Here is a 13,086-nt window from a genome sequence, read left to right as displayed (position 1 = left end):
TCCAATGCAGTTCTTGGCGCTTGTCTCGAAGCGCCTTCGTTATTCCCGCGCAGGCGGGAGTCCAGCCGAGCGCTTGCCTGGGCCCGACTGCGCAAGTGGGGCGACCCACTGCGCCAGCGGCAGTTCGGGGTGCGGCTGCCAGATTCTGTTCCAGATCAGCACCAGCCGCTGCAGGTCGCCGCGTTCGGCTGGCAGGCGCTGGGGCTGCTCCAGCACGACCCAGTCACCGGCACGCTGTTCGGCCAGCGCAAAACGAAACGGGTGGAAGCCGGTCATGCCCAGGCGCAGGTCGGTGACGACCACCTGGCCGTCGATATCGTCATAGCGCAGCAGGTCATCGCTGAACCAGCGCAGGCGTTCGTGGGCGGCGGAACCTTGCAGCCTTTCGATCTGTTCGGTGCCCCTGGCGATGGGGACCAGCGACGGCGGCTCGTTATCGAACCAACTGCTGACCGCCTCGTAGTAGTGCTCGTCATCCACCGCGAGCATGCGCCACAGCAGCGTATTGAAAGGTGTCGGCGCACTGAACACCCGATGAGCCTCGATGCCTTGCTGTGCGAGGGCGTCGTGCATGCGTTTTTCCGCCATCTGCTTGCCGGCCAGCGTCGAGCCGAGGTAGAGCGACGATGCCGCCAGGGCGATCACAGGCAGACGCCGGCATTTACCGTTCAGGCCGAACAGGCCGGTCAACAGCACCGCCAGCAGCAAGGGCAGGCTGTACAGCGGGTCGATGATGAAAATGCTCGACCAGGCGATCGGCGGCGTCGGCAGGGGCCACAGCAACTGCGTGCCGTAGCTGGTGAAGGCATCCAGCAGGACATGGGTCGTCAGCACCAGCCAGATACAGAGCAGCAGCCGTGCGGCCGAATAGCCCGCGTCGAGAAAGAAGCGCCGCAGCAACCAGGCGAGCAGCACCGAGAACAGGCTGAGCACCAGCAACGAGTGGCTGAAACCACGGTGGTAGGTCATGTTGGCGACGGCATCGCCATAATCGATGATGACGTCCAGGTCGGGCAGGGTGCCGAGCAGGGCGCCGTACAGGAGCGCCTTGCGACCTTGCCAGCGGCCGAGCAGGCTCGCCTGGACGCTGGCGCCGAGGACGGCTTGGGTGATCGAATCCATGGGTGGCCTGGTGCGGGTATGGGGTGGCTACGTTAGCAAGGCCGCGTGAAGGCATGAAGCCTTTCGTGTGAACGGGCGGCCCATGGCGGGCGTAATGGCCTGCAAGGGGTTACAATCCCGCCGTTTTCTTCAGCAGGTTTTCCCCATGCAGCATCCCGCCGAACTGTCTCCGCTGGGCAAGTCCAGTGCCTATGTGTCCAGCTACAGCCCAGAGCTTCTGTTCCCGATTTCCCGGGAGACGAAGTGGCGCGAGCTGGGCCTGACGGCGGCGACCCTGCCGTATCGTGGCGTGGATATCTGGAACTGCTATGAGCTGTCCTGGCTGCTGCCTTCGGGCAAGCCGGTGGTGGCCATCGCCGAGTTCGCCATTCCCGCCGACTCGCCGAATATCATCGAATCCAAGTCGTTCAAGCTCTACCTGAATTCGCTCAACCAGACGGTCTTCGCCAGCCGTGAAGCCGTGGCCGAGACGTTGGTGCGCGATCTGTCCGCCGTGGCGGGGGCGCCGGTCGGGGTGCGTGTGAGCAGTATTCAGGAGGCCACTGCGCAAGGCCTGGTCGAACTGCCGGGGCAATGCATCGACGATCTGGATGTCGTCATCAGCGAGTACGATGCGCCACGAGCGGAGCTGCTGAGCTGCGATCCGACGCGGCAGGTGAGCGCCAGCCTGCACAGCCACTTGCTCAAGTCCAATTGCCCGGTCACCGGTCAGCCTGACTGGGGCAGCGTGTCTGTTGAGTACCAGGGTGCGTGGTTGCAGCCCGAGAGCCTGCTGGCGTACCTGGTGAGCTTCCGCCAGCATGCCGACTTCCACGAGCAGTGCGTGGAGCGTATCTACCTCGACCTGTGGCGGGTGCTGCAGCCGCAGCGCCTGCTGGTCAGTGCCCGCTATGTGCGCCGTGGTGGGCTGGACATCAACCCGTATCGCAGCAGCGAGCCGTTCACCCCGGTCAACCCGCGGCTGGCCAGGCAATAAGCTGCCTGACCTGCGCTGAGGGCGGGGTCTCAGATCCCCATGTTGGCCAGGCTCTGGATGATGTTGCGCAGGGTCATGGCGGTATTCGGGTGGCTGGCTTCGAAGCGTTCGACCGCCAGATTCACGCCGTCGACCAGGCTGTCATGGGGTTCTTCGTCGCCGGAGCCTTCGTTGGCCAGGCGGATTTCGATGCGCTGGGCGATTTCCTGCAGGGCGGTGCGCTCCTCCTCGGTCAGGGGTGTGTCCTGCGCGAGTTGGTTGCGCAGTTCGTCGAGTTGGGTTTGCAGGTTGTGGATCGGCATGGTGTTTTCCTTATGGCCGTTGGAGTCGATCTTCGCCTCGAAGGTTAAACCAGCGGAGCGGGGTTTGTCCGCGTCCATTGGTGACCCGGGCGGGCTTTCGTGCGCTGCGTTGCGCAAATGCGTATGATGCGATCCCTTTCAATCGGAAATGTCACACCGGGAGGTGCCCAGATGACCGAGCATGAAACACCCGAACCCCATATCGCCCACGGCGAGAAACTGCAAAAGGTGCTGGCGCGCATCGGCCTGGCTTCGCGGCGCGAAGTCGAAGGCTGGATCGCGGCGGGCCGCATTCGTGTCAACGGCAACGTGGCGACCCTCGGTCAGCGGGTCGACCTGCACGATGCGATCGCGCTGGATGGGCGTCTGCTCAAGCGTGAAGAGACCACCGAGGCCGTGCGCCGGGTCCTGATCTACAACAAGCCCGATGGCGAGATCTGCACCCGCGACGACCCGGAAGGCCGCCCGACGGTGTTCGACCGGCTGCCACGCCTGAAGGAAGGGCGCTGGATCAATATCGGCCGCCTGGACATCAACACCACCGGCCTGCTGCTGTTCACCACCGACGGCGAACTGGCCAACCGCCTGATGCACCCGTCCTACGAGATGGACCGCGAGTACGCCGTGCGTGTGCGCGGTGAGGTCGACGAGGAGATGCTCGAGCGCCTGAAAAACGGCGTGACCCTCGAAGACGGTCCGGCACGCTTCACCGATATCAAGGAAGCGCCGGGAGGCGAAGGCTTCAACCACTGGTATCACTGTGTCGTGATGGAAGGGCGCAACCGTGAGGTTCGCCGTCTGTGGGAATCCCAGGGGCTGGTGGTGAGCCGTCTGAAGCGCGTGCGCTTCGGCCCGGTGTTCATGACCTCCGACCTGCCCATGGGCCGCTGGCGCGAGATGGCACAGCGCGAGGTGGATATCCTCAGTGAGGAAGTCGGCCTGAAGCCGGTGGCGTTGCCTGAGGTGAAGGTCAAGCCGAAAGAGCAGTTGGAGCGTCAGCAACGCAAGACCTCCAAACCGCTGACCCGCAGCGAGCGTAACAAGCGCGTGCTGCGTCCCGCCGAGGGCGGTTCGGGCAAGAACCGTGAGCGCGGTAGCGCCGTGGCCGAGCGGCCTGGCGATATCAAGCGCGGTGGCCGTGGTCGGGACACGTCCGGTAAAGGGCGTGGCCGTAGCTGACGGACAGCGTTGCGCAGTGAATTGAATAGGCCCCGCATTGTCGGGGCCTATTCAATTCAGCGAGAGCCTTTCTCGCATATGCCGAGGCCTGTCCTTTTATGGAATCCGCTTCGTGTCTTCTCAGTTCATGGACAGTGATACGGCAGTAGTCATTTGCTCGCTGCTGAGGTTGCTGTCCTTCATGGCTTTGATCAGGTTGGCATTGGCTGTGGAAAGTGCACCCTGCAGCGTGGCCAGGCTGCTTTGCAGAGCGCCCAGTCGAATTTGGCGTTCTTCCGGTGTGCCGCTGTCATCGGCCATGGCAGCTTGCAGTTCAGCCATTTTTTCGGCGATCTGTCGTTTCAGTTCGCGGATCATCTTGAGGATCTCCTTGATTCCATTGGGGAGATCGCTTTCGTCAATATCCGCATTCTTATCCGTACTTTTGGAACGCTGGATGCCTACTTCGGACAGGCTGACGCGAATACCTTCGCGTAAGGAGTCGCTGCTGTCCGGGGCTGGCGAGCTGGTTTCTGTTTCCGCTTGGTGCTTGACGGGAACCGGAGTTGTGTGAGTGAACGGTTGGGCAGTGTCGAGTTTCATGGATGGAAATCCGGATGATGTAATCATGCGTATTATCGGCAGGCCCGGTGGTAACTTGATGCGGATTGCTGTGCTTTGACTTGCCGCAGACGAAAGGGTGTTGTGCTGCAGCTATTCGCGCAGGCCGACCTCCGACGCCAGCACTTCATCCAGCTCCAGTTCGTTGTAGAGCATGCGGTTGAAGGCGATGGCATGCATTTCCTTGTCCACCAGCAGGCCGCTGCTCAGGGCCAGGTTGGAGCTGTTGCGGCAAAGCTGTACCACCACCAGCGAGGTCTTGCTGGGGTTGTCCGGGTCTTCTTCCACTTCTTCGGGCATTTCGCCCGTGTACTTGAGGCCTTCGCTCTGGCTCGGGCACAGGTCGCCGACCGAGCCCCGGTACAGGGGCTTCCAGGCCATGTTGCGGTCCAGCGCGACCTGGCTGATGACCAGCTCATAATCGCCGAGGGCCTTTTTCGAGGCCGCCTGGTCGACGAGGGCCTGCAGGCCGTCGTAGTCGAGCCGGCTCTGGTTGGACAGCACCGAGGCGATGGTATGGGCGGACAGCTCCATGTAGCCGCGTGCCTGGTGGACGCTGTACAGGTCGGCGCTGATGACCGCGACGCCGATCACCAGGGGCATGATCAGTGCGGTTTCCAGTACCGCGCTACCACGCTGGCGACGGGGATTGAAGGCTTTCATCACTCATCCTCCTCCTCTGCGCTGCTGGGCAGGTCGCCGAGCAGGTGGCGATACTGGTATTGGAAGGCGTCGCCAAGGCCGAACAGCGCCGGCAGTGGCGTCATGAATCGCTGGCTCAGGTCGACCGTGACGCTGAGGATGGGCGGCGAGCGATCGTTCTGCGAGGCTTCCCTTTCTTCCTCGTCAGCCGTCTCGTTGGTGCCCTGGCCGAACTGGTAGAGGTTGTCGAAGGGCAGCACTTCGATCTCCAGGTTCTCTTCGGTGAGGAAGCCGTAGGAGAAGTCGATCATGCGGTCTTCGATATCCTGCTGCAGCTCCTCGGCATTCTTGCTGTAGTAGTTCGCGTCGCGGCGGAAGTCCTGCAGGGCATGTTCCAGCGAGAGGTTACCGATGCCGATCATGAGGGCGATGCGCGCCAGTTCGAACAGCATCATCACGCCGAACAGCAGGACCGGCAGGATCAGGGCGGTTTCTATGGCGGTGACGCCGCGCTCGTCGCGCGACCAGCGGGAAAGCACCTGCATGTTCAGTCCTGCTCGCTCAGGGCCAACGGACGCTGGCTGGCCGCCAGCAGTTCCTGCGCCAGGGGTGCGCCGGCAGCGATGCGCTGGCGGGTGGCGCGGAAATCTTCGAGGACGCGCTCGGCAAAACTCGGCTGCATGCTTTCCAGCAGGACGCGCCGGGCGGTGTCATCGTGTCCTTCCAGGACGTAGGCCAGGGCCAGGTTGAGTTGCAGGGCGGCGTCCGGGGAGCCGTTGCGGGCCTGGTTGAGCAGGTTGATGGCGCGTTGGTTCTCGCCGCTGGCAAGCCAGGACAGGGCCAGGTTGTTGGCGGCCGCACCGTTGCCTGGTTCGTGCTCGAGGACTTTTTCGAACTGCTGGCGCGCGCCTTCGGTGTCGCCGGTGATGTTCAGTGCGACACCGAAGCCGTTGAGGGCCTGGGCGTTCTGCGGGTCGACCTGCAGGGCGCACTGGAAGTCGCTGATGGCGCCTTTGGGCTGGCCGAGGGCCAGGCGCGCACGGCCGACGCCGTTGCACAGGGCGATGCGCTGGCCGGGGGCGATGTCCTGCAGATCGCCGCCCAGTTGCTGCCTGGCCCGGCCATAGAGGCTCAGGGCTTCCTGTTGCGGACGTACGGCGGCTGCGATGCTGGCGTATTCCAGCAGGTAGGCGCCTTCGAGCTGCTTGCGCTGGTCCATGCGCTCGTAGACCTCATAGGCCGCCTGCAACCTGCCGTTGTCGCGCAGCACACGGGCCAGGCGCAGCGCTTCTTCGGCTTCCTTGGAGATCGCCGGCGGCTTGCCCGAGGCGAGCGGGTTGCCGCCACTCATGCTGGCGCATCCGGTGAGTGAGATCAGGCCGGCGAGCAGGAGGCAGGGCAGGGGGAATCGCATGGTTCGATGGCTCCGGAAAGGGTCGTTAATTGCTGAGCAGGCGGATGATGCGAATCATGGCGGGGGCGCCCATCATCGCCACGATCGGCGGCAGGATCATGGTCATCAGCGGTACGCTGAGCTGGGCTGGCAGTTTACCGGCCCGCTCTTCAAGGTTGAGGATCAGCACTTTGCGGCTTTCGTCGGAAATGGTGCGCAGCGCCTGGGACAGCGGGGTGCCGTAGCGTTCCGCCTGGATCAGCGTGGCCACCATGCTCTCGATATTGCTGACGCCAGTGCGTTCCGCCAGGTTGAGCAGGGCGCGGGTGCGGTCGCTGAGAATCTGAAGTTCGGCACAGGTGTAGCGCAGTTCGTCGGCCATTTCCGGTGCGGACAGGGCCATTTCCTTGGACACCACTTGTAGCACACGACCCAGCGGCAGGCCCGCTTCGGCGCAGATCACCATCAGGTCGAGGGCATCGGGCAGGCTGCGCCCCAGACGCTCGCCGCGCTGTGCGCTGCGCAGCTTCAACCAGGCTTCCGGCAAGGTGGTGCCGGCGAACAGGGCGATCAGGCCGGCGGCCAATCCGGTCAGCCCGAAGCGGTTTTCCGGGCTGATCAGCCCGAACAGCACCACCATCATCAGCAACAGGCCGAGGGTGCACTTGGCGACCATCAGCAGGCCGAGGCCTTCCGGATTGCGGAAGCCGGCCATGGCCAGCAGGCGGCGCAGGCTCTGGCGATCATTGCTGGTGCCGGCGAGGTTTTCGCCGAAGCGGGCAATGGGGCGCAGGATCGCTTGCTGTCGCGGCGACAGACGCAGGCCCTGGCTGCGCAGGATATCCGCCGCCGGGCCGCTGTCGCCAATGAGTACCGGCTCCACGTTGAGGCGCTCGTGCAGACCGGATGTGCGCTGTTGGCGATAGAGGCCGATCAGGCCAAGACCGATGCCGCACAGCATGAGGCCCAGGCAGGTGATGACCTGCGGGTCGTCGAGCAGGTTCATGCGACTCTCCTGACCATCAGGTGGGTGATTATCAAGCCCAGGGTGACGCTGCCGAATGCATAGAACAGCACGACGTTGCCGGTGGGGTCGTTGAGCAGGAAGTGAAAGTCCCTTGGCGAATTTATGTACATGTAGCCGAGGGCCAACGGCACCAGCGCGGCGACGATCTTCGCCGAGGCGCGGGCTTCGGAGGTCTTGGCCTGGATCTTCAGTTGCAGTTCCTGCCGTTCGCGCAGGGTGGATGCCAGTCGGTCGAGGGTTTCGCCCAGGCGTCCACCAGCTTCCTGGTTGATGATCAGGATCACGGCGAAGAAGCGGTATTCGTTCAGCGGGATGCGCTTGGCCGAGTCCTGCATGACCTGGCGCATTGGTACGCCCAGGCGTAGCCAGTTGTCGATCAGCGCGAATTCCACCGCGATGGGGCCGGGCAGGTTTTCCGCGACCAGGGCGAAGGCGTTGCTGACCGGCACCCCGGCGCGAGCGGTACGGGTAATCGCATCGATGGCTTCCGGCAGGCTTTGCTTGAGCTGTGCCAGGTGCTTGGCCATGGCGCTGCGGTACAGCATGTTGCCGATGCCGAAGAAGAACAGCAGGGCGAACAGCGTCCCGAACACCCAGGGCATGGGCGTATCGCGTGCGAGGAAGATGCTGCCGGTCAGGCTCGCCAGCCCCAGCAGCACCAGCCGCAACTGCAGGTTCTTGTCCCAGCCCAGGATGCGCAGGTCCAGCCAGAGGCGGCCCAGGTAGGGGCCGACCAGTGGCCATTCGGCCAGGGGCGGACGCTCCAGCTCACGCAGGATGCTTTCCGCCTGGTCGAGTTGCGCATTGCCGGGTTTGCGCGTCGGCAGTGTGCCCGACAGGTGCAGGCGCAACTGTTGCAGGCGCTCTTGCGCCGCCTGTTCCCGCTGGCGCCGCCCACTGAGGCCGCGTGCGGCGAAGAACGCCAGCAGGACGCAGACGAAGACCAGTACGGTGAACAGATCGAGCATGGCATCCATCAGGCTTGCCCCTCGAACAGGTGGGCATGGGTGCTGTAGAAGTGCGGGCGCTGGCCACTGGGGACGAATTGCCCGGTGAGCTGGCCCTTGGCATCGATGCTGGTGGTCTTGAAGCCGAACAGCTCCTGGGTCTGGATGACTTCGTTCTCCATCCCGCAGACTTCGGTGATCGAGACGATGCGACGGGCACCGTCGCGCATACGCTCCACCTGTACGATCAGGTTGACCGCACTGGCGATTTGCCGGCGAATGGCTTCCAGCGGCAGTTGCATGCTGGCCATCATCACCATGTTCTCCATCCGCATGATGGCGTCGCGCGGGGTGTTGGCGTGCACGGTACAGAGCGAGCCGTCGTGGCCGGTGTTCATCGCTTGCAGCATGTCGAAGCTTTCGCCGCCACGCACCTCACCGAGGATGATGCGGTCGGGGCGCATACGCAGGGCGTTGCGCACCAGGTCGCGCTGGTCGACCTTGCCAGTGCCTTCGGCGCTGACCGGGCGGGTTTCCAGGCGGACCACGTGGATCTGTTGCAGTTGCAGTTCGGCGGCGTCTTCGATGGTGATGATGCGGTCTTCGTTGCTGATCTTCTGCGACAGGGCGTTGAGCAGCGTCGTCTTGCCCGCGCCGGTACCGCCGGAGACGATGATGTTGAGCTTGGCGATCATCGCCCGGCGCAGCACTTCAACCATCTCGTAGGACATGGCGTTGCGTTCGGCGAGGATTTCCAGCGACATGTTGCGCCGCATGAATTTCCGGATCGAGATGGTGGTGCCGTCGATCGCCAGCGGGTAGGTGATGACGTTGACCCGGCTGCCGTCGGCCAGGCGCGCATCGACCATCGGGTGGGTTTCGTCGATACGTCGGCCCACTGCCGCAGCGATGCGCTGGGCAGTGTTGAACACGTGCTCTTCGTCGATGAAGGTGATCGGCGACAGTTCCAGCTTGCCGTAGCGCTCGACGAAGACCTGGCCGGCACCGTTGACCAGGATATCGTTGACGCTGTCGTCGGCGAGCAACGGCTGGATCGGGCCGATGCCGATCATTTCGTTGAGCATTTCCTCGCAGATGACTTCCTCTTCCTGGCGGGAGAGCTGCAGGCGTTGCTCGTCGCAGATGCGGCGGATCAGCGACTCGATCTGTACGCGCAGTTTGTCGCGGCCCATGGAGGCGGCTTTCAGCGGGTCGATCTGGTCGTACAGGTGGGTACGGATCATGCGCCGGTTCTGCGCACCCAGGGTGTCCACCGGCTTGCCGCCGTTATTGCGCTGGACGCTGGTGGCGCGTATTTCCTGCGGTTCTGCGCTGGCCGTTTCGGGGCGCGGCTTGCGCGCCGGCACGGGCTTCTGTGGTTGGCGGATCAGCATGCTGGGACTCCTCGGCTCACGCCGCCGAACGGTTGCGAGTCAGGACGTTTTTCAGGCGTCCGACGAGGCCTGTTTCAACCACCTGCTTGCGCAATGGCCGGCCACAGGCGAGGTCCGCCAGGTCCAGAAGGGTCGACTGGAAGGCGGCAGCGCTTTCCAGGCGCAACGGGCCGGTCAGCAGGCTGTCGCTCAGGGCCTGGCCGGCGTGGGGCAGGATCAGGTCGATGGGACGGCCGACGAACTCTTCGAACTGGCTGCGCTCGACGACGCCGGGTTGCCCATTGCGCGAGGGGTTGGCCACCAGCAGCAGTTGTTGGCCCGCGCTTTCATCGCCGATTTCGCGCAGCAGACGGTGGGTGTTGCGGGCGTCCTGCACGGTGAAGTCGGTCAGCAGGATGCGGGTCTGCGCATGGGCGAGGACATCCAGCGAACCCTGCGGGCGACCCGCCGGCAGGTCCCAGATGACCTGGTTGAACATGCGGCACAGGCTGGCGCCGAGGGTCAGCAGAAGCTCCGTGCTGAGGTGCGTGTCGGTGTGCAGGCTGGGTTCCTGGGCGAGCAGGAAGAGACGCTCGTTGACCTGGCCCATGGCGCGTTGCAGGAAGCGCGCGTCGATTTCCTCGCTGGCCAGCGCGGCGGCCAGGCCGGCGTCGCCGTCATAGCCGAGCAGCAGGGCGAGGTCGCCGTTGCTGCGGTCGAAATCCACCAGCGCGGTGCTGCTATGGCGTTGGGTGGAGAGCAACTGGGCCAGGCCTGCGGCGATGGTGCTGCTGCCACAGCCACCGGATACGCCGGTGACGGCGATGGTGCGACCGCTGCGTACGGCGGAGGTTTCGCCGATGGCGTGGCCCTGGGCGCGTGACAGCGATGAGGCGAGCAGGTCGAGCGGCACCGGCTTGGTCAGGTAGTCGAAGATGCCGTGCTGCAGCAGGGTGCGGTAGAGGTCGATGTCCTGGCGGCTGCCCAGTGCGATGATCTGGCAGGCGGGATCGCAGACTTCGAGGAGGTCGTTGATCGATTGCAAGGGCAGCGAGTCGCCATCCAGGTCCACCAGCAGTACGGCGGGCGGTGGATTGCTGCTGGTCCAGCCGATGGCGGCGGTGATGCCGCCGGACATGGCCATGTCGCTGCTGTAGCCCAGGCGTAGCAGTTGTTCGCCGAAGTGACGGGCGTCTTCCGCACTGGCGGCGAAGAGGGCCACGCCCTGTTTGCCGCCGAGGGTATCGAGAGTATTCCGGGATGCGTCGTTCATAATGCTGTTCTCCTGCCGGATCAATCTTCCTGGAAGTCGATGTCGAGCAGCTCGCGCACTTCATCGTCGTAGTAGCGGGTGACGGCGTTGACCGCGGCGATGCCGTCGCCGGCATCCAGCGTGCGTGGGCGCACCAGGTCGCTCGGGTCGGACACCATGCGGGCGATGTTGGAGCGGTTGGCACAGCCCATCGGGCCGACGGACTGGTAAGGCTTGACCGTCCACACGTCGGCATCGGCTACCGAGCAGTCGGGGGTCTTGACCACCAGGGCTTCGGAGACGACTTGCAGGTCCCATTCCTGGGATTCGGGTGCTTCCAGGCGCACCGGCATGACGACGACCTGCTCGCCAGGTGCACCCAGTTCACGCAGCACGCTGGCCAGGCGTTGCGCCAGTTGCTCACCGGACGGCGTATAGGGTTGCAGGCTCAGGGTCTGGCGCGACAGGCGTCCCTGGACGCGCAGCAGGGTGTTGAGGTTCTCCAGCGACTCGGCGGTGAAACCACCGCTATTGGCCGCCTTCAGCGAGGTGACCATGGCCGAGGGGCTGACCGTCGGCAGAGGCGCGCTCTGGTAGGGCGTGAAGCGGTTCTCGCGCATCTTGTTGAGGTTGTGGTCACAGCCTGCCACCAGCAGGGAGAGCGCCAGCAGAGACAGCAATGGGCGTACAGTCATGGCAGTTCTCCTCAGAACAGGTAACCGGCGGCGGCCTGGGCCGGCATCATCGAATCCAGGGCGCGAATGCCGCGGCCTGGGGTCTGCAGGTCGCCAGGCGCGGTGGGCTCGACCACATAGGCGGTGGCGATGATCACCAGTTCGGTGTCTTCCTGGGAGCTGGCGTCGGTTTCGAAGAAGCGGCCCAGTACCGGGATGCTCTTCAGGCCGGGAACGCTGGTGATGGTCTGGTTGATGTTGCTGCGCAGCATGCCGGCGAGGGCGAAGCTCTGGCCGCTGGCCAGTTCCACCGTGGTGTCGGCACGGCGTACCTTGAAGGCCGGGATGACATTGCCTTCGAGCATCACCGCACCCTCGTCGGACAGGTCGCTGACTTCCGGCGCCACGTGCAGGCTGATGCGGTTCGGCGACAGCAGGGTCGGCGTCATGCGCATGATCACACCGTACTGCTTGTACTCGATGGTCACGTTGTTGTTGGTGATGATGACGATGGGCACCTCGCCACCCGCGGCGAAGCCCGCGGTTTCACCGGACATGGCGGTCAGGTTCGGTTCCGCCAGGACAGTCGCCAGGCCGTCTTCGGACAGCGCGGTCAGCAGGCCGGCGACCGTGGTCGAGCCGTTGCGGTGGAAGCCGCCGGCAACGGCGCTGGTGATACCGGTGCTGGTGAAGTCGCCGGTGGTCGCATCGAACAGGCTGCTGGCGTTGCGGAAGAAATAGTTGCCGTTCTTCAGGGTGGCTTCCCAGTTCAGGCCCAACTGGGTGGACAGGCTGCGCGACACTTCGACGATGCGCACGCTGATGTTGACCTGTGCCGACAGTTCGACCTTGAGCTGGTTGACCACTTTCGGGCCTTCGCCACCGCCGCCACCCTGGGCACCCGAGCCGCTGGCACTGCTGCCGCCCAGATAGGATTCGACGCTGCTGATCACTTGCTTGGCCTGTTGCGGGGTACGCACGGTGCCACGCACGATCAGGCCGTTGTTGGAGGCCGGGCCGAACTCGATGTGCGAGCCGGGCACTTCGTTCTCGATCTGTTCGCTGAGTGCCGTCAGGTCATGGTTGGCGACCAGGCGAATGGCTGCGATCACTTTGTCGTTGGCGTCCAGTGCATAGAGGGTGGTCGTGCCGGCCGTTTCGGCGAAGACGAACACACTGCCGGCGGAGGGCATCTGGAAGCTGGCGATCTTCGGATCGGCGACCAGTACCTTGGCGGCCGGGCGTGGCAGTTGCAGCAGGCGACCCTGCTTGACCAGCAGCTTGACGTCTTCGGTCTCGCTGACCTGGGTGAGCTGCTTGCGCAACGGGGCGCTGCTCGGTTGCCGGCGTGGCGCAGGCTGGGGTGTTTGCACTGCCGCCAGCAGGTCTGCGGCGGGTTCGGCCTGGGCGTAGAACTGCTGGGCCATCGCCAGGTCCAGGTCCGGGTTGTAGGTGTTGGCGGCTTCGGCCGGTGTGTCGGCGCCATCCAGATTGTTGGCGTGGGCGAGTCCGGGGCCGACGACGCCTGCACCCAGGGCGCAGGCCAGCGACAGGGCTGTGGTTTTGAACGCGAACTTCATGGGTTGGGTTCTCTGTTGG

14 protein-coding genes are annotated in these 13,086 nt (G+C 64.4%); 2 read left to right on the top strand and 12 right to left on the bottom strand.

Features of this window, described 5'->3' with window-relative positions; translation table 11 throughout:
- Positions 1-39: 39 nt before the first annotated feature.
- Positions 40-1,122 carry a metal-dependent hydrolase gene (locus HW090_RS01870; RefSeq protein WP_179111882.1) on the bottom strand — a complete coding sequence of 361 codons (1,083 nt, stop codon included), beginning with the start codon at positions 1,120-1,122 and terminating at the stop codon, positions 40-42.
- Between the two features lie 145 nt (positions 1,123-1,267).
- Between HW090_RS01870 and queF the strand changes: the two genes are divergently transcribed.
- Complete coding sequence (gene queF, locus HW090_RS01865; protein ID WP_179111881.1) at positions 1,268-2,098, top strand: NADPH-dependent 7-cyano-7-deazaguanine reductase QueF; 831 nt, start codon at positions 1,268-1,270, stop codon at positions 2,096-2,098.
- Positions 2,099-2,127: 29 nt separating this feature from the next.
- Here the strand turns inward: queF and HW090_RS01860 are convergent, their stop codons facing one another.
- Positions 2,128-2,400, bottom strand: a complete 273-nt coding sequence (locus HW090_RS01860) for a DUF4404 family protein (protein ID WP_179111880.1) — start codon at positions 2,398-2,400, stop codon at positions 2,128-2,130.
- A 171-nt stretch (positions 2,401-2,571) separates the two neighbouring features.
- Here HW090_RS01860 and rluB point away from each other — a divergent pair, with 171 nt between their 5' ends.
- The gene (gene rluB / locus HW090_RS01855) at positions 2,572-3,579 is read left to right on the top strand and encodes a 23S rRNA pseudouridine(2605) synthase RluB (RefSeq protein WP_179111879.1); all 1,008 of its coding nucleotides are present in this window, start codon (positions 2,572-2,574) and stop codon (positions 3,577-3,579) included.
- Positions 3,580-3,699: 120 nt separating this feature from the next.
- Here the strand turns inward: rluB and HW090_RS01850 are convergent, their stop codons facing one another.
- The 10 genes from HW090_RS01850 to HW090_RS01805 form a co-directional block, all read right to left on the bottom strand.
- Entirely contained in the window at positions 3,700-4,161 is a 462-nt protein-coding gene (locus tag HW090_RS01850; RefSeq protein WP_179111878.1) for a hypothetical protein, read from the bottom strand.
- Positions 4,162-4,272: 111 nt separating this feature from the next.
- Positions 4,273-4,842, bottom strand: coding sequence for a TadE/TadG family type IV pilus assembly protein (locus HW090_RS01845; RefSeq protein WP_179111877.1), 570 nt, complete (start codon positions 4,840-4,842; stop codon positions 4,273-4,275).
- The gene (locus tag HW090_RS01840; protein ID WP_179111876.1) at positions 4,842-5,366 is read right to left on the bottom strand and encodes a TadE/TadG family type IV pilus assembly protein; all 525 of its coding nucleotides are present in this window, start codon (positions 5,364-5,366) and stop codon (positions 4,842-4,844) included. Before HW090_RS01840 ends, HW090_RS01845 begins: the two co-directional genes overlap by 1 nt.
- A 2-nt stretch (positions 5,367-5,368) precedes the next feature.
- A complete protein-coding gene (locus HW090_RS01835; RefSeq protein WP_179111875.1) occupies positions 5,369-6,235 on the bottom strand; it encodes a tetratricopeptide repeat protein in 867 nt (288 codons plus the stop codon).
- Between the two features lie 25 nt (positions 6,236-6,260).
- A complete protein-coding gene (locus HW090_RS01830) occupies positions 6,261-7,220 on the bottom strand; it encodes a type II secretion system F family protein (protein ID WP_179111874.1) in 960 nt (319 codons plus the stop codon).
- The gene (locus HW090_RS01825; protein WP_218673555.1) at positions 7,217-8,209 is read right to left on the bottom strand and encodes a type II secretion system F family protein; all 993 of its coding nucleotides are present in this window, start codon (positions 8,207-8,209) and stop codon (positions 7,217-7,219) included. Before HW090_RS01825 ends, HW090_RS01830 begins: the two co-directional genes overlap by 4 nt.
- Before the next feature lie 8 nt (positions 8,210-8,217).
- Positions 8,218-9,582 carry a CpaF family protein gene (locus tag HW090_RS01820; protein WP_179111873.1) on the bottom strand — a complete coding sequence of 455 codons (1,365 nt, stop codon included), beginning with the start codon at positions 9,580-9,582 and terminating at the stop codon, positions 8,218-8,220.
- A gap of 16 nt (positions 9,583-9,598) precedes the next feature.
- Complete coding sequence (locus tag HW090_RS01815) at positions 9,599-10,834, bottom strand: cellulose synthase operon protein YhjQ/BcsQ (RefSeq protein ID WP_179111872.1); 1,236 nt, start codon at positions 10,832-10,834, stop codon at positions 9,599-9,601.
- A gap of 20 nt (positions 10,835-10,854) precedes the next feature.
- Positions 10,855-11,508 carry a CpaD family pilus assembly lipoprotein gene (locus tag HW090_RS01810; protein ID WP_179111871.1) on the bottom strand — a complete coding sequence of 218 codons (654 nt, stop codon included), beginning with the start codon at positions 11,506-11,508 and terminating at the stop codon, positions 10,855-10,857.
- A gap of 11 nt (positions 11,509-11,519) precedes the next feature.
- The gene (locus HW090_RS01805) at positions 11,520-13,067 is read right to left on the bottom strand and encodes a type II and III secretion system protein family protein (RefSeq protein WP_218673554.1); all 1,548 of its coding nucleotides are present in this window, start codon (positions 13,065-13,067) and stop codon (positions 11,520-11,522) included.
- Between the last annotated feature and the right edge of the window lie 19 nt (positions 13,068-13,086).

It is taken from the genome of Pseudomonas sp. ABC1 (genome assembly GCF_013395055.1).
Taxonomy (GTDB): domain Bacteria; phylum Pseudomonadota; class Gammaproteobacteria; order Pseudomonadales; family Pseudomonadaceae; genus Stutzerimonas.
Note: the sequence above shows the minus strand (reverse complement) of the source record. Positions and strands in the feature narration are given on the sequence as shown.